This window comes from Nonomuraea sp. B5E05 (assembly GCF_039880665.1).
In the GTDB taxonomy this organism is placed as follows: Bacteria; Actinomycetota; Actinomycetes; order Streptosporangiales; family Streptosporangiaceae; genus Nonomuraea.
This window is the reverse complement of record NZ_JBDPMJ010000022.1, coordinates 43,397-63,765: the sequence shown is the minus strand read 5'-3', so window position 1 is coordinate 63,765 and position 20,369 is coordinate 43,397. Positions and strand designations below refer to the sequence as shown.

Annotated in this window: 19 protein-coding genes; 6 read left to right on the top strand and 13 right to left on the bottom strand. The window is 71.4% G+C overall.

Annotation, left to right across the window (positions count from 1 at the left end; all coding sequences use genetic code 11):
• Positions 1 to 47 precede the first annotated feature (47 nt).
• Complete coding sequence (locus tag ABGB01_RS33150; RefSeq protein WP_347777522.1) at positions 48 to 929, bottom strand: glycerophosphodiester phosphodiesterase family protein; 882 nt, start codon at positions 927 to 929, stop codon at positions 48 to 50.
• A gap of 199 nt (positions 930 to 1,128) precedes the next feature.
• Between ABGB01_RS33150 and ABGB01_RS33145 the strand changes: the two genes are divergently transcribed.
• A complete protein-coding gene (locus tag ABGB01_RS33145; RefSeq protein WP_347777521.1) occupies positions 1,129 to 2,487 on the top strand; it encodes an MFS transporter in 1,359 nt (452 codons plus the stop codon).
• On the opposite strand, the gene ABGB01_RS33140 is transcribed toward ABGB01_RS33145, so the two are convergent.
• A complete protein-coding gene (locus tag ABGB01_RS33140; protein ID WP_347777520.1) occupies positions 2,438 to 2,908 on the bottom strand; it encodes a TIGR03618 family F420-dependent PPOX class oxidoreductase in 471 nt (156 codons plus the stop codon). The genes ABGB01_RS33145 and ABGB01_RS33140 overlap by 50 nt on opposite strands.
• Before the next feature lie 57 nt (positions 2,909 to 2,965).
• Positions 2,966 to 3,367 carry a nuclear transport factor 2 family protein gene (locus ABGB01_RS33135; protein WP_347777519.1) on the bottom strand — a complete coding sequence of 134 codons (402 nt, stop codon included), beginning with the start codon at positions 3,365 to 3,367 and terminating at the stop codon, positions 2,966 to 2,968.
• Between the two features lie 37 nt (positions 3,368 to 3,404).
• Between ABGB01_RS33135 and ABGB01_RS33130 the strand changes: the two genes are divergently transcribed.
• From ABGB01_RS33130 to ABGB01_RS33120, 3 genes are all read left to right on the top strand, one after another.
• On the top strand, positions 3,405 to 4,616 hold the full coding sequence (locus tag ABGB01_RS33130; RefSeq protein WP_347777518.1) for an amidohydrolase: 1,212 nt from the start codon (positions 3,405 to 3,407) through the stop codon (positions 4,614 to 4,616).
• 59 nt (positions 4,617 to 4,675) lie between these two features.
• Positions 4,676 to 5,770: a PrsW family intramembrane metalloprotease gene (locus tag ABGB01_RS33125; protein WP_347777517.1), complete on the top strand. Its 1,095-nt coding sequence runs from the start codon at positions 4,676 to 4,678 to the stop codon at positions 5,768 to 5,770.
• A gap of 350 nt (positions 5,771 to 6,120) precedes the next feature.
• Entirely contained in the window at positions 6,121 to 6,741 is a 621-nt protein-coding gene (locus ABGB01_RS33120) for a pyridoxamine 5'-phosphate oxidase family protein (protein WP_347777516.1), read from the top strand.
• 22 nt (positions 6,742 to 6,763) lie between these two features.
• On the opposite strand, the gene ABGB01_RS33115 is transcribed toward ABGB01_RS33120, so the two are convergent.
• The 3 genes from ABGB01_RS33115 to ABGB01_RS33105 form a co-directional block, all read right to left on the bottom strand.
• Positions 6,764 to 6,931, bottom strand: coding sequence for a hypothetical protein (locus tag ABGB01_RS33115; RefSeq protein WP_347617856.1), 168 nt, complete (start codon positions 6,929 to 6,931; stop codon positions 6,764 to 6,766).
• Positions 6,932 to 7,260: 329 nt separating this feature from the next.
• On the bottom strand, positions 7,261 to 7,491 hold the full coding sequence (locus ABGB01_RS33110) for a carboxymuconolactone decarboxylase family protein (RefSeq protein WP_347777515.1): 231 nt from the start codon (positions 7,489 to 7,491) through the stop codon (positions 7,261 to 7,263).
• A 57-nt stretch (positions 7,492 to 7,548) separates the two neighbouring features.
• Complete coding sequence (locus ABGB01_RS33105; RefSeq protein ID WP_347777514.1) at positions 7,549 to 7,998, bottom strand: hypothetical protein; 450 nt, start codon at positions 7,996 to 7,998, stop codon at positions 7,549 to 7,551.
• 71 nt (positions 7,999 to 8,069) lie between these two features.
• Here ABGB01_RS33105 and ABGB01_RS33100 point away from each other — a divergent pair, with 71 nt between their 5' ends.
• Positions 8,070 to 9,176: an MFS transporter gene (locus tag ABGB01_RS33100; protein WP_347777513.1), complete on the top strand. Its 1,107-nt coding sequence runs from the start codon at positions 8,070 to 8,072 to the stop codon at positions 9,174 to 9,176.
• Positions 9,177 to 9,251: 75 nt separating this feature from the next.
• Positions 9,252 to 9,503, top strand: a complete 252-nt coding sequence (locus ABGB01_RS33095; RefSeq protein ID WP_132516502.1) for a hypothetical protein — start codon at positions 9,252 to 9,254, stop codon at positions 9,501 to 9,503.
• A 51-nt stretch (positions 9,504 to 9,554) separates the two neighbouring features.
• Here the strand turns inward: ABGB01_RS33095 and ABGB01_RS33090 are convergent, their stop codons facing one another.
• The 7 genes from ABGB01_RS33090 to ABGB01_RS33060 all read right to left on the bottom strand — a co-directional run bounded on the left by ABGB01_RS33090 (position 9,555) and on the right by ABGB01_RS33060 (position 20,359).
• Positions 9,555 to 11,249 carry an ABC transporter family substrate-binding protein gene (locus ABGB01_RS33090; protein WP_347777512.1) on the bottom strand — a complete coding sequence of 565 codons (1,695 nt, stop codon included), beginning with the start codon at positions 11,247 to 11,249 and terminating at the stop codon, positions 9,555 to 9,557.
• Positions 11,250 to 11,267: 18 nt separating this feature from the next.
• Complete coding sequence (locus ABGB01_RS33085; protein ID WP_347777511.1) at positions 11,268 to 13,289, bottom strand: ABC transporter ATP-binding protein; 2,022 nt, start codon at positions 13,287 to 13,289, stop codon at positions 11,268 to 11,270.
• On the bottom strand, positions 13,286 to 14,194 hold the full coding sequence (locus ABGB01_RS33080) for an ABC transporter permease (RefSeq protein WP_347777510.1): 909 nt from the start codon (positions 14,192 to 14,194) through the stop codon (positions 13,286 to 13,288). The genes ABGB01_RS33085 and ABGB01_RS33080 overlap by 4 nt, the downstream gene beginning before the upstream one ends.
• Entirely contained in the window at positions 14,191 to 15,177 is a 987-nt protein-coding gene (locus tag ABGB01_RS33075) for an ABC transporter permease (RefSeq protein WP_347777509.1), read from the bottom strand. The genes ABGB01_RS33080 and ABGB01_RS33075 overlap by 4 nt, the downstream gene beginning before the upstream one ends.
• A gap of 68 nt (positions 15,178 to 15,245) precedes the next feature.
• Positions 15,246 to 17,597 (bottom strand): AAA family ATPase, encoded by a 2,352-nt coding sequence (locus ABGB01_RS33070; protein WP_347777508.1) that lies wholly within the window; start codon positions 17,595 to 17,597, stop codon positions 15,246 to 15,248.
• Positions 17,598 to 17,661: 64 nt separating this feature from the next.
• On the bottom strand, positions 17,662 to 18,558 hold the full coding sequence (locus ABGB01_RS33065; RefSeq protein WP_347777507.1) for a haloalkane dehalogenase: 897 nt from the start codon (positions 18,556 to 18,558) through the stop codon (positions 17,662 to 17,664).
• Between the two features lie 61 nt (positions 18,559 to 18,619).
• The gene (locus ABGB01_RS33060) at positions 18,620 to 20,359 is read right to left on the bottom strand and encodes a tetratricopeptide repeat protein (protein WP_347777506.1); all 1,740 of its coding nucleotides are present in this window, start codon (positions 20,357 to 20,359) and stop codon (positions 18,620 to 18,622) included.
• Positions 20,360 to 20,369 lie beyond the last annotated feature (10 nt).

Sequence of the window (20,369 nt, the reverse complement as noted above, 5' to 3'; positions counted from 1 at the left end):
GAAAGTCGGGGACGGGAGGCCGGCGGTGGGATCGGGCCTCCTGGAGGTCAGGCGTCGGTCAGGTCACGTAGGACGTCGGGTTTGTTAGTGATGATGCCGTCCACCCCGTACGAGATCATCCGGCGCATGTCGTCCGGGTCGTCGACCGTGTAGGTGAGGACCTCCATACCGAGCCCGTGCACGCGCCGGACGTACGCGGACGTGAGCGTCGTGTACGGCGGGTTGATCTGGCCGGCGAACGTGGCCAGCGAGGGCAGCTCCGCGGTCGCCGGCGTGCCGAGCAGTCCGATCGGCACGCCGGGCAGGAGCCGGTGGAACTTCCGCATCGAATTCCAGTCGAACGACTGCACGACCAGCCGCCCCGGTGCCAGCCAGCGGGGGTTGCGCCGCAGTTCGGTGGCGATGCGGGCCTCGATGCCGGGGTACCGGTCGGGGGCCTTGACCTCAAGGAGGAGACCCATGTCCGAGCCGCTCATCGTGCGCAGCGCCTCCCCGAGTGTGGGCACCGGCTCGCCCGCGTGCTGTCCGGAGAGCCACGAGCCGGCGTCGAGCTCGCGGATCTGGGAGAGGGTGAGGTCGCCGACGTTCCAGGGCGACAGGCCGGGGAAGACCTCCTCGGCGTCGGTGGTGCGGGTCAGGGTGGTGTCGTGCATGAGGACCAGCCGGTGGTCCTTGGTCTCCTGGACGTCCAGCTCGAACATGTCGGCCCGCTGGTCGTCCGCGAGCTCGAAGGCGGCGATCGTGTTCTCGGGGGCGTACGCGGACGCGCCCCGGTGGGCGACGTTGACGACCGGTCGGCCGGTGTACGCGGAGGCGCTTCGGTGGGCGACGTCGGCGACCGGTCGGCCGGTCGCCGCGGGCGCGGTCCCGGTGAGCGCGGTCAGGGCGGCGAGGGCCGTCGCGATGATGAGGGCGAGTCGTCTGGACATGGGTCTCCTTGCTGGGGAGAGGCCTACGACTCGACGGTCACAAGATCGCATGACTTGCAGTTGAGTGCAGAGTAGCCCTGCGGTGCCCTGGCGGTGAGCATCCGACACGCGGACCTGCCGCAGTGTCGAAGTTCATCACCCTTTAACCTGAAATGTGAATTATCGCGGGGCGTTGGCCGTTCTTCTGTCGGCTTGGTTCATGGCGCAGTTCGATTTCTTCGTGGTGAACGTGGCCGCCCCTTCCCTCGAACGTGACCTGCGCGCCGGCCCCGCGGCCCTGGAGCTGATCGTGGCCGGCTACGCGTTCACGTACGCGGCCGGCATGATCACCGGCGGGCGGCTCGGCGACCGCTACGGCTACCGGCGCGTGTTCGTCTGGGGAGTGGCCGCCTTCACGGTGGCGTCGCTGCTGGGCGGGATCGCGCAGACCCCTGCCCAACTCGTCGCCGCCCGCCTGCTGCAGGGGCTGGCGGGCGCCGCCATGGTGCCGCAGGTGCTGGCCACGATCTCCGCCGTCTGTCCGCCGGGCGAGCGGGCACGCGCCATCGGCTGGTACGGCGCGACCGGCGGCCTCGGCTCGATCGCCGGCCAGGTGCTGGGCGGCCTGCTGCTGACGGCCGACGTGCTCGGGCTCGGCTGGCGGGCGGTCTTCCTCATCAACCTGCCCGTCGGCCTGGTCGTCGTGCCGCTGGCCTGGCGGCTGCTCCCGGAGGTGGAGACGCAACGTCGATCCCGCCTCGACGTGCCGGGCGCGGCCGGGCTGGCGGCAGGGGTGGCGTTGCTGCTGGTGCCCGTGGGCCTCGGCAACAGCCTGGGCTGGCCCCTCTGGACGTGGGCGTGCATGGTGGCGAGCGTCCCGGTGTTCGCGCTGACCTGGCGCTGGTTGCGGGCGCTCGGAGCGCGCGGCGGGCAGCCGGTGCTCGACCTGGAGCTGCTCAGGGTCCACTCTTACCTGGCGGGCGTCGGGTCGATCGTCGCCTTCATGGCGTACTTCGCCTCGTTCATGTTCACGCTGACGTTGCTGCTCCAGACCGGGCTGGGGCTCACGGCGTTCGAGGCGGGCCTGGCATTCGCGCCGATGGGCGCGATGTTCACGCTCACCTCGTTGCTCGGGGTCCGGCTGGTCAGGAGGCGCGGGCTGATCGTGGTCATCGCGGGCGGCCTGGTGGTCGCGCTCGGGCTGGTCCTGCTCATGGTGGCGGCCGGTCAAGGGCTGCCGTACGTGCTGGTCGCGCTCATGCTCGTCGGCGCCGGCAACGGCCTGGTGCTGCCGCAACTCATCGGGGCGGCGCTGGTCGAGGTCGAACCCCATCAGGCCGGCATCGGGTCGGGGGCGCTGAGCACCGCCCAGCAGTTCGCGGGAGCGGGTGGCGTGGCCGTGATCGGCGCGCTCTTCTTCGCCGTCGCGGAGGGCGGGCGCCACGTCGCGGCCATGCGCTGGTCGGCGGCCGTCGACCTGGCGCTCGTCCTGGTCGTGATCGCGTCGGTGGCCTACAACCGGCGCCGCGCTATCCGGCGGGCCTGGCCAGAGCGGTCCCGTACAGTTGCGACACCCTGAGCCTGATCACCAGCCGCCGGTCATCGGCCATCTGGCGCAGAAATGCGGTGGGGTCGTCGACGTGCTGCTGCATGGCCAGGAGTTCCAGGCCCACCTCGTCGCCCGGACCGGTGGTCACCGGCGACAGCTCCGCCTCGCCCTCGGCCACGGCGTAGGAGGCGAAGTCGTCGCTGGCCACGTAGAGGGCGCCGTGCGGGTCCTTGTGCAGGTGCCTGACCTTGAGCCGCTCGGCCATGGTGGAGATGCGCACGACGCGCTGCTGGGGATCCCACGTGTACTGAACGGTGGACATGTGCGGGTGACCGCTGCTCTTGTTGGTGGCCAGCGCCCCGAATCGCTGCCCGCTCAGCAGCTGGGACAGCTCGCCGTCACTCAGCGAGCGGGGTGGGGGGCCCGCCTCGGGCGCGTACTCCTGTGACATGCACCATCCTGTACGTACGCGTGCACGACCTCAAGTGCACCGACATAAAGAGATATGTCAGCCTATCCCCAGTTCCCTGCTGAAGGTCTGGGCGTCCGAGATCACCCAGTATTCGGCGAACCTGCCGCCCTCGGCCCGCAGGATGTCGTGCCCGCTGAAGGCCACCCTGGTCCCCTCGGCCACGGTCGCGCCGGGGATGCCGCTCCGGTAGGCGCCGGTGAACGTCCATCTGGCCGCCACCAGGTCGCCGTCCGGGATCGGGCCGATATCGAGCGTGACCTCGACGTCGGCGAAGGGGGCGTACCCCTGCTTGAGCACCTCGACCAGCTCGCCCGGCCCTGACACCTCCATGCCTGGCCAGTGGCCGGTGAAGCCGGGGGTGACCAGTTCGTGGGCGAGCTCGAAGTCGCCGTTCCACATCTCGAGCAGCCATCGCCTGTACAGGTCGGAGATCGTCATTCAGAGCCCCTACCCGCCCACCTGTAAGTTACGGGTCATGAAACTCGCTATTATCAGCGGATTTGTCGTTCCCGTCGACGGAGACCCCATCGACGGCGGCACCGTGCTCATCGAGGACGGGAAGATCACCGCGGTCGGCCAGGACGTGGCCGTGCCGGAGGGGGCTTCCGTGGTGGACGCGGGCGGCGGCTGGGTGCTGCCCGGCTTCGTCGAGGCCCACGGCCACCTCGGTGTGTACGAGGAGGCGGAGGGCTGGGCCGGTCAGGACACCAACGAGATGACCGACCCGAACGGCGCCCGCCTGCGTGCCCTCGACGCCATCAACCCCGCAGACCTGGGCTTCGGCGACGCGCTGTCGGGCGGCGTGACCACGGCGGTGATCAAGCCGGGCTCCGGCAACCCGATCGGCGGGCAGACGGTCGCGGTGAAGTGCTGGGGCAGAAGCGTGGACGAGATGCTGATCAGGGAGCCGGTGAGCGTCAAAAGCGCCCTGGGCGAGAACCCCAAGCGTGTGTACGGCGACCAGAAGAAGCTGCCCTCCACCCGGCAGGGCGTGGCCGCGGTGATCCGCGACGCGTTCATGAAGGCGCAGGACTACCGGGCCAGGCGGGCGGCCGCGGAGGCGGAGGGCAAGCCGTTCGACCGCGACGGCACGCTGGAGATCCTCGTCCGCGTGCTGGACGGCGAGCTGCCGTGGTGCCAGCACACGCACCGGGCCGACGACATCGCCACGGCGCTCAGGCTGGCGGCGGAGTTCGGCTACCGGGTCGTGATCAATCACGGCACCGAAGGTCACCTGCTGGCCGACACCCTCGCCGCCAGGAACGTTCCGGTCATCATCGGCCCGCTGTTCACCAGCCGGTCGAAGGTCGAGCTGCGGCAGCGCTCGCTGCGCAACCCCGGCATCCTGGCACGGGCGGGCGTCGAGGTGGCCATCACCACGGACCACCCCGTCGTGCCCATCCACTTCCTCGTCCACCAGGCCACGCTCGCGGTCAAGGAGGGGATGGACCCGGCCGAGGCGCTGCGGTCGATCACCGTGAACCCGGCCAGGATCATGGGCCTCGACGACCGGGTCGGCTCCCTGCGCCCCGGGCTCGACGGCGACGTGGTCATCTGGTCCGGTGACCCGCTGGACGTCATGAGCCGGGCGCGGAGGGTGTTCATCTCCGGCCGGGAGGTGTATTCGTACACCGACGGCGAGCCCGTCGTGGCCGACCCCTATTACCGCGAATCAAGTGACCGTTGAGCGCCTGTAAATGCGTGGCCCGCATAGTGGGCGGACCGAACGGGAAGTGAGGCACCACGATGACAGCTCCGCCCCAGAGCATCCTCTCCCAGCGCCCCAGCAAGGCCCTGCTGATCGGTCTGGTCGTCTCTGGTGTGCTGGCGCTGCTCGTGCTGGCGGTGATGCTGGTGTCGGGCGGTCCCGTCGGCTTCGGTCTGGCCGCGCTGCTGGCCGTGGCGCCGCTGCCGGTGCTGCTCGCCGCTGTGCTCTCTCTCGACCGGCTGGAGCCCGAACCCAAGCTCAGCCTCGCGTTCGCGTTCGCGTGGGGTGCGGGGCTGGCGATCGTGCTGGGCATCGCGCTGACGCTCGTGGGGCAGCAGTTGTTCGTCCGGGCCGGGTTCGGCGCCGCGGTCGTCGACGACGTGGGCGCCGTCGTGCTCGCCCCGGTGATCGAGGAGGCGCTCAAGGGCTCGGCGCTGCTCCTGCTCCTGCGCAGGCGCAGGGAGATCGACGGCCTGACCGACGGCATCGTGTACGCCTCCATGGCCGGCCTCGGCTTCGCCGCCGTGGAGAACGTCGGCTACTACCTGCTGGCGTTCGCGCAGGACGGCGCCGGCGGTGCGGTGCAGTTGTTCGTCGTGCGGGGCCTGATCGACCCGCTCGGCCACCCGGTCTACACCTCCATGATCGGTGTGGGGGTCGCGTACGCGCTCACCCGGCGCACTGCGGGAAGGTACGCCGCGATCCCGCTGGGTTACCTGGCCGCCGTCTTCCTGCACGCCCTCTGGAACGGCGCCGCCACCACAGGATCGCTGGCCTGGCTGGGCCTGGCCTACCTGGTGATCATGGTGGCGCTGATCGCCCTGATCGCCGTGACCGTCGCCGAGCGCCGTCACCTCGTCGCCAAGATGGGCGCCTACCTGTCCGGCTACGGGCCGACCGGGCTGGTCACCGAGGCCGACGTCAGGATGCTCAGCACGCTGCCCGGCCGTAAGGAGGCGCGCAAGTGGGCCAGGAAGGCGGGGCTCGGCCGGGCCATGAGCGACTACCAGCAGGCGGCGACCGAGCTGACCATGCTGCACCTGCGGGCCGAGCGGCAGGGCATGGATCCCGCCCGGTTCGCGGCCGAGCGCGATGCGTACCTGGCGGCGATGGCGCACGCCCGGCGCTGGTAGCGGTGTGGTGGTGTGGCCCGCGGGGTCCGGAACTCTGGCAGGCACGCCAGCGTACGCGTCCGTCACTCCGGGTACGAGACCTCATCCGGCAAGGCGAGGAAAGGACCGGACATGATCCCTGGCTGCGGCAACTGCAACTGCAACGACGCGATGTACGAGGGTAGGCCGTCCCACTGGACCACGTTGCGCGTCGAGTGACGGCACCGCGCCGGGGCCGCCTTCTCTCCCACCACGGCCGGCCCCGGCCACCCGGTTGAGTCCCGAGTGCGGAGCTCATTCTGCGGGCAAGCTCACAGGACGCTCGACCCGATTCCCTGGCAAAATAGGGGAAACCCTCGAAGGGAGACCAGATGAGCTGGGCGGAGATCGGGTCTGAGGATGAGCTGCGCGAGATCCTCGGCGAGGTGATGCCGAGGGCCGCGACCAAGGAGCGCGTGCGCCTCCACCAGCGCGACCGCGACTGGCTGGCGGCCTCGCCGTTCTGCCTGATCGCCACGTCGGACGACAAGGGCGCCTGTGACGTCTCGCCCAAGGGCGACCCCGCCGGGTTCGTGCATGTCATCGACGACACCACGATCGCCATCCCGGACCGCCCGGGGAATCGCCGAGCGGACGGATTCCTCAACGTCCTGAAAAATCCGAATGTGGGGTTGATCTTCCTCATTCCCGGCCGCAACGAGACGCTGCGCATCAACGGCCGGGCCAGGCTCGTACGCGATGCCCCGTTCTTCGACGAGCTGATCGTCAAGGGCCACCGGCCGCACCTCGCGCTCGTGGTGGAGATCGAGCAGATCTTCTTTCACTGCGCCAAGTCGTTCCTGCGCTCCGCGCTGTGGAGGCCCGACACCTGGCACCCCGACGTCCTGCCCTCGCACGCCAGGCTGGTCAAGGAGGTGCAGGTGGTCGCGGAGAGCGTGGAAGAGCTGGAGACCTACTACGGCAAGGCCTACGCCGAGAAGTTGTACGGCTGACGCCGGAGCCCCGGGAGGGCCGTCAGGCGGCGGAGGTGGGGCCTCCGGGGAAACGGATCACGTTTCTGCCGGTGTAGGCCCGCAGGTCGATCACCTTGGGGTCGGCGGGTGGCTTGCGGCGGTCCGCTGTGCGGATATAGCGGACCTTGTGCCTGGCGATGTGTGGCGGCACCACCACAAGCCTCGTCATCGTGAGCCCCCCGTGATGTCCTTGTTATCTCTGTGTCTACAGAAACCCCCGTAAATTCGGCGTAAGGAGCAGCTCAGTAGGGAAGCGTGCGACCCGCGGGCGAGCGCAGGTCCAGCTCCACCGCCGGCCGCGGGCGCCGTTTGGCGGTCGACTTCATGACTCTCACGCGTTTCATGGTCTTCCCCCTCTCTGAACGCGTGTCCTGTCTCCTGCGACTATGCGCCGCGCCGCTTGACGGCGGCATGCCGGGCGCTTGTCACCCGCCATGCGCGCCAACCTAACCGGGGCTCACTGATCGGCTCAATACATTTCCCCACAGAGAAGGGGTCTCAGGTGCCCGGTGTGAACCGCGCGGCGACCCCGATCCGGTCGCAGGCGCCCGCCTCTTCCGCCGGCGCGAGCGCGGCGCGCTCTGCCGGGGTGCGGACGATGGCCTCGCGCCAGGCCGTCACCGGCCATGGACGCTCGTCGCTTTCGCCGGCCTTCTTCAGGTCGCGGCTGTGCATCTCCACACAGTACCCGCAGCTGTTGACCTGGCTGGCACGCGGCCTGACCAGCACTAAGGCAGCTCGCTGTCGTGCAGGAGCTGCTCCGCCGCGTAGAAGACGGTGGCGTGCCTAACCTTTGCAGTTACCCCAGGCCTTGCGTCCGCCCCAGGCTTCGACGCGGTTGCTGGAGTCGCGGGTCCAGCCGGAGTACCGCACGCACTTCCAGGCCCCGTCGATGTGGCCCGTCTCGGCGTAGTAGCGGTATTTCTGCACGTCCTCGCTCCGGCCGCCGCCACGGACCTCGAGGTGGGCGCCGGTCACTGTGCGGGCGCCCACGTACGCCGTCTTGATCGCGGCGACGCAGTTCTTGCCGCTGCGCTTGCTATACATCAGATAAACGTGCCCGAACACCGCTCCTGCGCGGGTCTTCATCGCGCGGTGGCCGTCCTTGACCCGGTGGAAGCCGGGGCCGCAGACGCGCTCGGGGGTGTAGGCGGCCGATCCGGCGTAGGCGGCGGAGGGGATGGCGGCGATTCCGGCGGCGGCCAGGGCGGCCGCGATGACCGTGCGGATGAGCACGTGTGCCCTTTCGACAGGCGGCAATAAGGACATCGTCGATCTTTACTGTGACTTGACCAAAATTTCAAGGGGTGCTGGTCATAATGCCGCTGATCGCGGTCTGCGCGGTGTGGGGTGTGTTCTGGGGCTCGTGGTCGGTCCTGCTGCCCGCCGTCAAGCTTGAGCTGGGGCTGTCGGCGAGTGACCTGGGGCTGGCGCTGAGCGCCGTACCCGTGGGGGCGCTGCCCGCGATGGCGCTGGCAGGCAGGCTCGTGCGCGGGCGCGAGCGGGTGGCTCTGCTGGGGTTCACCGTGCTGTTCGCGATGAGCGTGGCCGGCATCGGGCTGGCGGGCACGGCCTGGCAGCTCGCTCTCGCGCTCCTGCTGGTCGGCGCGGCGAGCGGCGCGCTCGACATCGCGCTCAACCTGGCCACGGGGCGGGCCGAGCGCGAAAGCGGGCGCCGGCTCTTCCAGCCCGTGCACGCCGCCTTCCCCGTCGCGGTCATCGCCGCCGCGCCGGCCACCGGGCTGGCCCGCTCACTCGGACTCAGCTCCGGCGCGGTCCTCGTGGCGATCGGGCTGATCGTGATCGCCGCCTCGCTGACGCTGCTCGCGCTGCCGCTGGGGCGCGGTCTGCCGGTCACGTCCTCCGAGATCGACCGGCGCAGCCTCGTGGGGGCCGCGCTGCTGCTCGGCGCGCTGGCCGCCTGCGTGCTGACCATCGAGAACTCGGTCGAGCAGTGGTCGGTGCTGCTGCTGGAGGAGCACCGCGAGGCGTCCCCGCTGACGGCCAGCGCCGCGCCCGCGGTCTACATGGCGGCGTTGACGGCCGGGCGGCTCATCGTGCAGGCGCTGCCTAGGACGCCGCTCAGGGCGCTGCACCTGGTGGCGGGGGCAGGCGGCGGCGCGGGCATCGTGCTGGCCGGCCTGGGCGGCAGCGTGCCGGTCTCCATGGCCGGGTTCGCGCTGACCGGGCTGGCACTCGGCCCGATGGTGCCCGCCCTGCTCAGCCGCGCCGCCGCCGACGACGCCGGCGGGACGCTGGTGTGGTGGGTGTCGACGATCTCGTACACCGGATTCGTGGTCAGCCCCCTGCTGGTCGCCGGGCTCAGCGGCTGGCTCGGCCTGCCCGCCGCGCTGGCGGCTCTCGGGCTGCTCGGTCTGCCGCTGATAGGCCGCTTCGTGTTGCGCGGGCCGTGACGAACGGCCGGAATACGGCCGCTGTTTGGGGAAAGGAGACCCACGAACTGCGGATTCAGTGCAAAGGGGATCACCATGGCTGTCTGCGAGACCTGCGGCAACGACTACGACATGGCGTTCGAGGTGCGCGCGCAAGGGGCCGTGCACACCTTCGACTGCTTCCAGTGCGCGATCGAGGCGATGGCGCCCATCTGCGAGCACTGCGGTACGAAGGTCATCGGGCACGGCGTCCAGTCGGGCGAGCACTGGTACTGCTGCGCCCATTGCGCGCGTGAGGAGGGCACCAAGGGCCTCGTCGACCGCGTCACGGCCGGCGCGCCCACCTGACGGCCTCCGCCGGCGGCGGGGCGAGGCGAGCGGGCCGGCCGGTCGACCGCGTCAGCGCATGAAACCGATGTCCTCGTAGCGGAGGTCGTAGAATCCGCGCGCCCCCACGTTGGCCAGCGTCTCCCGGGTCGCGACGATCTGCGGCCGCTGGTAGAGCGGCAGCACGGTCACCAGCTCCCAGATCAGCCGGTCCGCCTTGTTGGTCTCCTTGCGGGCCTGCACCGGGTCCAGGCTCTGTGCGGCCCGGCTCATGGCCTCGTCGACCGCCGCCGACCCGACGCGCCCGAAGTTCGCGTTCCAGGTCTTCCCGTCGGGCGCGTTCGCGTAGATGCCGTAGCTGCTCGAGACCGGGAACGGTGTGCCGATGTAGGCGAACGGCGTGATGTCGAAGTTCCCGGGGATCACGTACTTGCTGAAGAAGTCGTCGCTGGGCACGGACTTGATGGTCAGTTTCACGCCGATCTGTGCCAGCATGCTCTGCGCCAGCTCGCCTTCCGACTTGCTGAGCTGCACCCCCGACGGCACCACGAAGCGCAGGTCGAGAGGCTTGCCGTCCTTCTGCCTGACCGTGCCGCCCCCGCCCGCGAGCTTCCAGCCGGCCGCGTCCAGCAGCTTCTTGGCCCGTTCCGGGTCGTACACGCCCAGGCTGCCGGCGTTGTCCTGGTAGCCCTCCTGCGTGTTCATGAAGAAGTGGTTGTTCAGCAGCGCGATCGGCCAGTCCAGCCCTTGCAGGTCGGACCGGGCGATGGCCTGGCGGTCGATGCCGAGCTGCACGGCCAGCCGCACATTGCGGTCCTTGAGCAGCTCGCCCGACCCGTTGAAGGTGAAGTGCCGGAAGTCGGGGCCGGCCGCCTGCCGCACCTGCGCGCCCTGGGCGGCCCTGGCGCGGGCGAGATCCGGGGCGGACGGGCCGAGGTCGACGATGTCGAGCTCGCCGTTGCCGAACGCCCCGATCAGCGCGTCCTGCTCCGACGCCCGGTAGATGATCTTGTCGAGCTTGGCCCGGTCACCCCACCAGGCCGCGTCCCGTACCAGCGTGATCGTCTTGGCCGTCTGGTCGAATCCGCCGAACTTGAACGGACCCGCCGACATCGGGATCTTGTTCAGCCAGGCGTTGTTGAAGGACTCGGGCGTGCGGTTGGCGGCGGCGGGCAGCAACGGCGAGAACAGCGACTGCCAGTCCCCGAAGGGCCGCTCGAACGTCACCACCACCTCGAAGTCGTTCTTGCCCCGCGCCACCTGCCCGATGTCCTGATAGCCGGTGGACGAGGCGATGCGGAAGTCAGGGTCGCGCCCGTTCAAAGCCCGCCACTGCGCCTGGTAGTCGGCCCACGTGATCGGCCGCCCGTCCGACCACCTGGCCTTGGGATTCAGCGTGTACGTGACCACCTGCTCGGGCCGCCGCTCGGTCACCCTCGCGTCGATCACGTAGTTGTCGTTGACCGTGATCTCGGCCTTCTCGTCGGACAGGAACGGCGAGGGCAGCAGCGCGTTGCTGACCACGGCGGCCATCGCCAGGTTGCCGTCGACGTGGTTCCTGTTCCACTGCGCGGGGAACTCGTTGATGCCCCACCGCAGCGTGCCGCCGTCCTCGACCTTGTCGCGCGGCTGCGGGTTGACGTCGTAGGCCTTCGGCGCACGGTCGTCCCCCGCCGTGCCGCCGCCCGAGCCGCCTCCGCCGCCGCAGGCGGCCAGCAGGAGCGAGCCCGTCACGGTGACGGCCACGACAAGACGTGATGCTTTCATCGAGCGATTACCTCCTGGTCATACGACGTCGCGCCGCTCGGCGTAGTGGCAGGCCGCGCCCTGGTCCGCGCCCAGCGGGCGTACTTCGGGCTCGACGTCCACGCAGAGCCTGCGCTCGTCCCCGGTGAGCTCCGCGCGGAACTTCGGGCATCTGGTGCGGAAGCGGCAGCCCGTCGGAGGGTTGGCAGGGCTGGGCAGGTCGCCTTCGAGCACGATCCGGTCCCGCGCGCGCTCACGCACCGGATCGGGCAGCGGGATCGCCGACAGCAGGGCCTGCGTGTACGGATGCATCGGAGCCTGGTAGACGGCGTCCACCTGCCCGATCTCGGCGATCCTGCCGAGGTACATCACGGCCACCCGGTCGGCGATGTGGCGCACCACGGCCAGGTCGTGCGCCACGAACAGGTAGGACAGGCCGAGCCTGGCCCTGAGCGAGCCGAGCAGGTTGATCACCCCGGCCTGGATCGACACGTCGAGGGCCGAGACCGGCTCGTCCAGCACCAGCAGCCGGGGCTCCAGCGCGAGCGCGCGGGCGATGGCGATGCGCTGCCGCTGCCCGCCGGAGAAGTCCTGCGGGTAGCGGGCGGCGTGCGAGGGGTCGAGGCCGACCAGCGCGAGCAACTCGGCGATCCGCCGTCCTGGACGGCGCTGCCCGTGGGTGCGCAGCGGCTCGGCCAGGATGTCGTGCACCGTCATGCGCGGGTCGAGCGAGGCCAGCGGATCCTGGAAGACGACCTGCATGTCGCGCCGGATCTCGGTGCGCCGCGCGGCGTCGAGCCGGGCGGCGTCGTGGCCGAGCACGGTGATGCTGCCCTGCTGCGGCGGGGCCAGCTCGAGGATCTGCGTCAGCGTGGTGGTCTTGCCGCTGCCCGACTCGCCGACCAGCCCCAGCGTCTCGCCCTGGCGCAGGTCGAAGTCGATCCCGGCCACCGCGTGCACGGTGCCGATCCTGCGCCTGAACAGCGCCCCCTTGAGCAGCGGATAGTCCTTGACCAGGCCGCGCACCTCCAGCACCGTGCGCTGCGGGCGCCGCGGCGGCCGCAGCGCGGAGCGGGGGGCCTCGGACGCGCCCGCGGCGTACGGGGCCACCTCCTTCCAGCGGATGCACGCGGCGCGGTGCCCGTCGCCCACCTCGAACAGCGGCGGCTCGCGCTCCTCGCACGCGTCGATCCGCATCGGGCAGCGCGGCGCGAACGGGCACCCGGGCGGCAGCGCGGCCGGCGACGGCGGATTGCCCTCGATCGGCGTCAGCGGCCGCCGCCCGCCCTCGTCGACACGCGGGATCGAGCCCAGCAACCCCACCGTGTACGGCATCCGCGTCCGGTAGTAGACGTCGTCCACGCCGCCCACCTCGACCGGGCGGCCGGCGTACATGACCAGCACCCGGTCGGCGAAGCCGGCCACCACACCGAGATCGTGGGTGATCATGATGATGGCGGCGCCGGTCTTCTGCTGCGCCTTCTTGAGCACCTCCAGCACCTGCGCCTGGACGGTCACGTCGAGCGCGGTGGTCGGCTCGTCGCAGATGATCACATCGGGGTCGTTGGCGATGGCCATCGCGATCATCACGCGCTGCCGCATCCCGCCGGAGAACTCGTGCGGGAAGGCCAGCGCCCGCTCCGAGGGGTGCGGGATACCGACGAGGTCGAGCAGCTGCACGGCCCTGACCAGGGCCGCCTCCTTGTCGACCCGCTGGTGCACGCGCACGGCCTCGGCGATCTGGTCGCCCACCCGGTAGACGGGCGTCAGCGCGGACAGCGGGTCCTGGAACACCATCGACATGGCCTTGCCGCGGCAGGCGGTCAGCTCCCGCGCGGGCGCGCCGATCAGCTCCCTGCCGTGCAGGCGTACGGACCCGGTGACGCGCGCGCCCGGGGGCAGCAGCCCCATGACGGCCGCCGAGGTGACCGACTTGCCCGACCCCGACTCGCCGACGATGCCGAGGACCTCGCCGCGGCGTACGGCACAGCTCACCTCGCGCACGGCGGGCACGCCGTCGAACGACACGCTGAGGTCGCGCACGTCGAGCACCGGGCTCATCGCGCCCTCTTCGACGAGGGGTCGAACGCGTCGCGCAGGGCGTCGCCGACGAGGTTGACCGCGAGCACGGTGACCACCAGCAGCCCCGCGACGAACCAGAACGTCCACGGCGCGTAGACGGCCGTGCGCGAGCCGTCGGCGATGAGCGTCCCGAGCGAGACGTCCGGCGGCTGGATGCCGAACCCGAAGTACGACAGCGAGGTCTCGGTGAGGATGGCGGTGCTGACGTTGAGCGTCGCGTCCACGATGAGCAGGGACGACAGGTTGGGGATCACGTGGCGGAAGATGATCCGCACGGGAGGCACGCCCATGTAGCGGGCGGCCTGGATGAACTCCCGCTCCTTCGTCGAGATCGTCATCCCGCGTACGACCTTCGAGGTCACCATCCACAGGAACAGCGCCAGCGTGATCACGAACAGCGGCCACTGTCCCGACCCGAACAGCGGCGACATGATCGCCAGAACCAGGAACGCGGGCAGCACCAGCAGCAGGTCGCTCACCCAGGTCAGCGTCCGGTCGGTCCATCCCAGGAAATAGCCCGCGAACGCCCCGACCACGGCGGCCAGCGCCGTGGACACCAGCGCCGCGAGCAGCCCCACGATCAGCGACTTCTGCATGCCGCGCAGCGTCACCGCGAAGACGTCGGCGCCCGTCTGGAGCGTTCCGAACCAGTGATCGGGCGACGGCGGCTGCAGGAACGCGGTGAAGTCCTTGTCGAGGTAGCTCCACGGGCTGACCAGGGGCCCCGCGAAAGCCAGCAGGAACATCAGCGCGAGCACCGCGAACCCGAGCCGCCCCTGCCCCGAGCGGAAGAACCGCCTGGCTATCAGGCGCGTGCTGGACGGCGCGCCGGCCATGGCGCCGCCGCGGAGCTCCTCGGCCAGCTCCTCCTCGGAGAGCGTCATCGTGCCCGCACCCTAGGGTCGAGCGCGGCGTGCAGCAGGTCGGCGGCCAGCGAGGCGCACAACACGGCGACGGCAGCCAGGAGGGAGATGGCGGCGACGGTGTTGACGTCGTTGCGGAAGATCGAGTTGATCAGCTGCTCGCCCAGGCCGTGCCAGCCGAAGATCTTCTCGGTGAACGTGGCCCCCGTCAGCAACGTCCCGAAGGTGAACGCGAAATAGGTCGCCACGGGGATGAGCGCGGTCCGCAGCGCGTGGCGGACTAGCGCCCTGCCCCTGCTCAGCCCTTTGGCCATGGCGGTGCGCACGTAGTCGGCGCCCAGCACGTCGAGCATCATGTTGCGCTGGTAGCGGCTGAAGACGGCGATGAGTCCCACCGACAGCGAGACGGTCGGCAGGACCAGGTGTTGCAGCCGGTCGAGCGCGTGGCCCCAGAACCCGGTGTCGAGGCCGTCGCTGTATTCGCCGCTGACCAGGAACACCTGGCGGCCGAAGACGTGCTCGTTGGCCCACGTGGCCGCCAGGATCAACATGTTGGCCAGCACCACCACCGGTACGGCGAGCACCACGAACGACAGGCCGGTCGAGAGGCGGTCGAACCATCCGTACTGCCGGGCGGCGGCCAGCGCGCCTGCCAGCACGCCCAGCAGGCTCCCGCACACCAGCCCCAGCACGACCAGCCGGAAGGTCACGCCCATGCGGCGCCTGAGATCGTCGTTGACCGGCGTGCCCGCGACGGACCTGCCGAAGTCGCCGTGCAGCACGCCGGCCGCCCACGTGGCGTAGCGCTGCAGCAGGGGAGTCCTGTCGTTGAGGTTGAGCGCGGTCAGCTGGGCGTCGACCACGGCGGCCGGGGGCTTGGGCGTGCGGTCGGCGTAGTTGGAGCGGGGGTCGAGGGCCGTGGCCGCCAGAAGGTAGGCGAGACTGGCGGCCACCACGACGAGCACGGCGTAGTTGAGCAACCTGCGGGCCAGGAACCCCGCCATCGCTCCCCCTTCGACGCCGAGCCACCCATCGTGCTCATCTTGCTACACAGGGTGAGCGTCGTGGTGGATTACCGGCCGGAAAGTTCGTCCACGGCGGTGCGGACGTCCTCGCTCGTGATCGTCGTCAGGTCGGCGGAGCTGGCCGAGCCGCCACGCGAGGCGTGCGCGGCCAGCCGGACGTCGCGGCGCATGGCGGCGCGCTCGAACAACGACCGGGCGAAGCGGCCGTTGCCGAGCCCGTCGATCAGCCGCTCCTCGCACACCCAGGCGAACACCTCGTCGAGCCGGCGCAGCGCCTCCCCGTCGAACGAGTCGCCGGACCGCTCGGCGAGCAGCACCGCGATCTCGGACAGCTCGGAGGGGGAGTAGCTGGGGAAGGCCACCCGCTGGTTGAACCGGCTGGCCAGGCCGGGGTTGGTGGCCAGGAAGGAGTCCATCTCGCGCTGATAGCCGGCCAGCACGATCACGAGCCGGTCGCGGTCGTCCTCGGCGCGCTTGAGCAGGGTCTGCACGGCCTCCGCGCCGAACGCGTCGCCGCCCTGGTAGCCGGGGTTGACCAGGCTGTAGGCCTCGTCGATGAAGAGCACCCCGCCCAGCGCCCGGTCGACCAGCTCGTTGGTCTTGATGGCGGTGGCGCCGAGGTGCTGGCCGACCAGGTCGGCCCGGTGCGCCTCGACGACGTCGGGCCTGGCCAGCAGGCCGAGCGCGGCGAACACCCGGCCCAGCACCCTGGCGACCGTGGTCTTGCCGGTGCCGGGCGGGCCGGCGAACACGAAGTGCCGCATCTGCGGTGGGGTGGGCAGCCCGCGCTCCTGCCGCATCCTGGCCACCTGGAGCTGGGCGGCGATGGCGTGCACCTGCCGTTTGACCGGTTCCAGGCCGGCCATCCTGTCGAGGTCGGCCAGCGCCTCCTCCAGCGTGGGCGTGGCCACGTAGCCGCGGAACCGCGCGGTCAGCTCCTCGAACGCCTTGGTGACGTCGGGCGTCGTGGTGGTGACGAGGTCGTGCGTGGTGGGAGTGCCGCCCGCGCCCACCACCCGCACGTCGCGGGCCTGCGCGGCGGCCTCCACCAGGCTGCGCGCGAACCTGGCGTTGCCCAGCTCGTCGACCAGGCCGCGCCGGTGCACGTCGTCGAAGAGGCCGAGCAACACCCGCTTGGTGTCGTCGCCCATCGTGTCGCCCCTGCGCTTCTGCAGCAGCTCGGTCACCTCGACGAGCTCGGCGGGGGAGTAGCCGGGGAAGCGCACGCGCGTGGCGAACCTGCTGGCCAGGCCGGGGTTGCTGGACAGGAACGAGCCCATCTCCTGCTCGTAGCCGGCCAGGATGATGATCAGCCGGTCGCGGTCGTCCTCCGCCCGCTTGAGCAGGGTCTGCACCGCCTCCGCGCCGAACCTGTCGGGCTGCCCGTCGGAGGAGTTGACCAGCCCGTACGCCTCGTCGATGAACAACACGCCGCCCAGCGCGCGATCGACCAGCTCGTTGGTCTTGATCGCGGTGGCGCCCAGGAACTCGCCCACCAGGTCGGCCCGCTGCGCCTCGACGACGTAGGGGGTCTCCAGCAGGCCGAACGCGTAGAAGATCTTGGCCAGCGCGCGGGCCACGCTGGTCTTGCCGGTGCCGGGCGGGCCGACGAAGACGAAGTGCCTGGTGGGCCGGCCGGTCGTGTAGCCGGCCTCGGCCCGCAGCCTGGACGCCTCGATGGAGGCGGCGATCGAGCGCACCTGCTCCTTGACCGGCGACAGGCCGACCATGCTCTCCAGCTCGCCGAGCGCCTCTTCTACGGAGATCTGCGGCGGCGCGGCGGATCTGTCCTGTGGCGACTCCGGCCTGCCCTCGCGGACCCTGACCCGGACCTGCTGCTCCTCGGCCGCCGCGCGTTCGGCCTTGGCCTTGCGGGCCAGCACGAAGCGGTGGATCAGCACCGCGAGGGCGGTGGCGTACGCGACCCAGACGGAGACGCTCTCGGAGGCGAAGGAGAGCGGGACGGCGAGCAGGCCCGCGGGGGCGAGCGCCACCAGCGTGCTCACCCACGGCGTCACCCAGCGGATCAGATGGGCGCCGGCCGCCACGGGCAGCGCCAGCCCGACCATGAGGTGCACCGAGCCCGAGCCGGCCGGGAACAGTCCGGAGAAGAGATACAGCGCCAGCACCACCCAGCCCGCGACCACCAGGGCGGTGGCGGCGGCGCGCGGGAAGCGCATGGTCAGCGCGACGAACGCGAGCGCCAGGAGGACGAGCGGGAAGGTGCGCAGCAGGTCCCAGCCGAGTGCGGCGCCCACGCCCATGGCGGCGACCAGCACGACCACGTAGAGCACCCGGCGCACGGCGGGGGGAATCTGGTAGTAACGCTGCCGCACCTTCTCGAACAGATCCCGCGCCGCGGCCCGCCCCGCCGCCTGGGCCCTGTCGGACTCACGCATCACGCCTCCCCGGTCCGCCCCCGGTTATACCGCACCGGACGGGCGATTGGGCGGTCCTGACACGCTAGGTGGAGGTCACGAAAGCGGCGACGTGGCGGCCGAGTTCGGTGCCCGCGTCCTCCTGGAGGAAGTGGCCGGCGCCCTCGATCACGGGATGCCGCAGGCCGGAGGTGCCGGAGATCGATTTGAGCAGGATCGGCGCCATGCCGCCGGTGATCGGATCGCCGTCCGAGAACGCCACCAGGAACGGCCGGTCGAGGGTGGTGAGAACCTGCCAGGCAGCGCGGTTGGCGGGCGCGGCGGGGTCGTCGGGCGTGATCGGCACGAGACCGGGCATGGCCCGCGGCCCCGCTTTGTACGCCTCGCCGGGGAACGGCGCGTCGTAGGCCGCGCGGACCTCCTCGGCCAGCCGCGTCCTGCAGCCCGCCTGCACGAGCCGGGCGATGTCCAGGACCGGGGCCTTGAGCACGGTGGCCTTGAACTGGTGCCACACCTCGGGCAGGGGAATGTCACCGGTCGGCAAGCCCGTGTTGGCGGCCACGATCCTGGCGACGCGCTCGGGGTGTTCGGCGGCGACGCGCAGCCCGATCAGCCCGCCCCAGTCCTGGCCGACGACGGTGACGCCGCTCAGGCCGAGCGCGTCGAACAGCAGGGCGCGGGTCCACTCCACGTGCCTGGCGTACGTGTGGGCGGCGAGGTCGGCCGGCTTGTCGGAGCGGCCGAACCCGACCAGGTCGACCGCGATCGCGCGCAGCCCGGCCGCGGCCAGCTCCCGCATGACGTGCCGGTAGAGGAACGACCAGGTCGGCTCCCCGTGCAGCAGCACGACGGGCTCGCCATCGGCGGGGCCCGCCTCGACGTAGGCCATGCGCAGGCCGTCGGCGACGTCGGCGTAGCGGGGTTCGTAGGGGAAGCCGGGCAGGCCGGCGAAGCACTCTTCAGGCGTGCGCAGGACCTCCATAGAACAATATTCTACGCGGGATCCGCGGACCGCGCCCTGTCCCGCCGGCGCGCGGGCACGCTCAGGCCTGGCGGCGCTGGTGGCGGCCGGGGAACTCGCCCAGGAACACCTGCTTGGGGGTGATGCGCAGGACGTCCGAGTCGGCCTGGGCGATGCCGCGCACCTCCACCCAGAAGCGCCGCTGCAACGGGTCCGTGGCGAACACCGCCACCCTGGGGTCGGCCTCGATGGCGTCCCAGGCCTCCGTCTCCGCGATCAGCCGCAGCTCGCCCGACGAGGTGACGGACGCCACCGCGCCCGCGACACGGGGACCGAGGGAGTCGGCGTACGACAGGACGATGCTGCGGGCGTAGGAGAAGGTCTTGCGCGCTTCCGGGCCGAGCGGGACGGACGGCTCGGCGCCCATGGGCAGGTCGCACATGAGGAGGGAGGCCCGCCACGGGCCGGCGCCGCCGCGCCACCACGCGCGTGCCGCGCGGGCCAGGAACACGGCCATCGCCACGCCCAGACCTCCGAGCCCGGTCCGCCACGCCCAGGCCGACCCGAGCAGCCCGCCCGCCGCGCTCGCCACGGCGGACAGCACCACGAGGCCCGTCGCGGCGAGCAGCCACCTGTCTCCGCGGTGCCGGGCGCGCACATATCCGCGGACCATCGGGTACGGCACGGCGACCGCCGCCAGCGCGGCCCTGGGCTCCACGGCGAGGGCCCCGCCGAGCAGCGGAACGAGCACCGTCCAGGTCCTGACGAGCAGGATCCAGAGCGTCACGCCGGTGTTCCGCCTGGCGGTGCGCTCGCTCTCCTGAGCCCGCGCCGACGCGGCCAGCGCCCGCAGCGGGCGGCCCCGCCACGCCTCGGCCAGGGCGCGTACGGTGGCCAGCGCCGGCCAGCCCAGCACCGCGATGCCCGCCAGACCGGCCCAGACGGGGTCGAACGCGGCCGGCAGCGCCGGCATGGCCGCCAGCAGCAGCCAGGCGGCGAACGCCGCCACCGACACCGCCGCCGAGACGAGGTGCGCGCCGAGCCAGGGGTCCCGGCAGAGCATCGGCCGCACGTACCGCCACAAACCCACCCGCCTGGCCTGCCTGACCGTGAGCGGCACCAGCAGGGCCAGCACCGCGAAGCCGCCGAGCTCGGCCTGCGCGCCCCAGCCGGTCAGCAGCGCGGCCGCGGCGACCGCGACCGTGGCGACGGCGACCAGCAGGCGCGCCTGGCGGGACCAGACCTCCAGGGCGCGCCTCGCCCTGCCGGTGTCGCGCGGGTGCACCGGCCATGCGGGGTCGTGGTGCGGGCGGGGGCGGTCCCAGCGCAGCAGCGACAGGCCGAGGTTCACGCGGGCCTGCGGGTGGCCGGGCTCGCTGGCGAGCGCGGCGCGGTAGGACCGCTCGGCGGCGGCGTGATCGCCGCGCAGCAGGGCCAGGTCGCCCAGCAGGACCCCGGGGCCGGCCTCCTCGGGCGCGAACTTGCCCGCCAGCGTGGCGTGCTCGACCGCGTCGCCCCAGCGGCCGGGCACGCGGCGCAGGATCGAGGCCAGGCGCAGGCGGGCCGGCCAGGAGCCGCGGGCCAGCTCGACGGCCCGCTCAGCGGCGGGCACGGCGTCGGCGTCGCGGCCCAGCCGCTCGTGGGCGAGGCTGATGAGCCGGTGCGCCCACTCGGCGGACGGATCAAGGTCGGCCGCCCTCCGGGCGGCGTCGAGCGCGGAGTCGGGACGGCCGGCGTTCAGCCTGGCCAGCGCCTCGGCACACCACTCGCGGGAGGACCGGTCGGGAAGGTTGCCTTTTCTGCCATGTTGATCGGTCCCCACGGTCCCATGA

What these genes read in the sequence shown, in the direction of transcription:
- ABGB01_RS33135 (WP_347777519.1), bottom strand. Translation starts at nt 3,367, where the DNA reads ATGACGATCTCCGACCTGTACAGGCGATGGCTGCTCGAGATGTGGAAC.
- ABGB01_RS33120 (WP_347777516.1), top strand. Translation starts at nt 6,121, where the DNA reads ATGAGCTGGGCGGAGATCGGGTCTGAGGATGAGCTGCGCGAGATCCTC.
- ABGB01_RS33125 (WP_347777517.1), top strand. Translation starts at nt 4,676, where the DNA reads ATGACAGCTCCGCCCCAGAGCATCCTCTCCCAGCGCCCCAGCAAGGCC.
- ABGB01_RS33115 (WP_347617856.1), bottom strand. Translation starts at nt 6,931, where the DNA reads ATGACGAGGCTTGTGGTGGTGCCGCCACACATCGCCAGGCACAAGGTC.
- ABGB01_RS33130 (WP_347777518.1), top strand. Translation starts at nt 3,405, where the DNA reads ATGAAACTCGCTATTATCAGCGGATTTGTCGTTCCCGTCGACGGAGAC.
- ABGB01_RS33145 (WP_347777521.1), top strand. Translation starts at nt 1,129, where the DNA reads ATGGCGCAGTTCGATTTCTTCGTGGTGAACGTGGCCGCCCCTTCCCTC.
- ABGB01_RS33085 (WP_347777511.1), bottom strand. Translation starts at nt 13,289, where the DNA reads ATGAGCCCGGTGCTCGACGTGCGCGACCTCAGCGTGTCGTTCGACGGC.
- ABGB01_RS33095 (WP_132516502.1), top strand. Translation starts at nt 9,252, where the DNA reads ATGGCTGTCTGCGAGACCTGCGGCAACGACTACGACATGGCGTTCGAG.
- ABGB01_RS33080 (WP_347777510.1), bottom strand. Translation starts at nt 14,194, where the DNA reads ATGACGCTCTCCGAGGAGGAGCTGGCCGAGGAGCTCCGCGGCGGCGCC.
- ABGB01_RS33150 (WP_347777522.1), bottom strand. Translation starts at nt 929, where the DNA reads ATGTCCAGACGACTCGCCCTCATCATCGCGACGGCCCTCGCCGCCCTG.
- ABGB01_RS33075 (WP_347777509.1), bottom strand. Translation starts at nt 15,177, where the DNA reads ATGGCGGGGTTCCTGGCCCGCAGGTTGCTCAACTACGCCGTGCTCGTC.
- ABGB01_RS33065 (WP_347777507.1), bottom strand. Translation starts at nt 18,558, where the DNA reads ATGGAGGTCCTGCGCACGCCTGAAGAGTGCTTCGCCGGCCTGCCCGGC.
- ABGB01_RS33090 (WP_347777512.1), bottom strand. Translation starts at nt 11,249, where the DNA reads ATGAAAGCATCACGTCTTGTCGTGGCCGTCACCGTGACGGGCTCGCTC.
- ABGB01_RS33140 (WP_347777520.1), bottom strand. Translation starts at nt 2,908, where the DNA reads ATGTCACAGGAGTACGCGCCCGAGGCGGGCCCCCCACCCCGCTCGCTG.
- ABGB01_RS33070 (WP_347777508.1), bottom strand. Translation starts at nt 17,597, where the DNA reads ATGCGTGAGTCCGACAGGGCCCAGGCGGCGGGGCGGGCCGCGGCGCGG.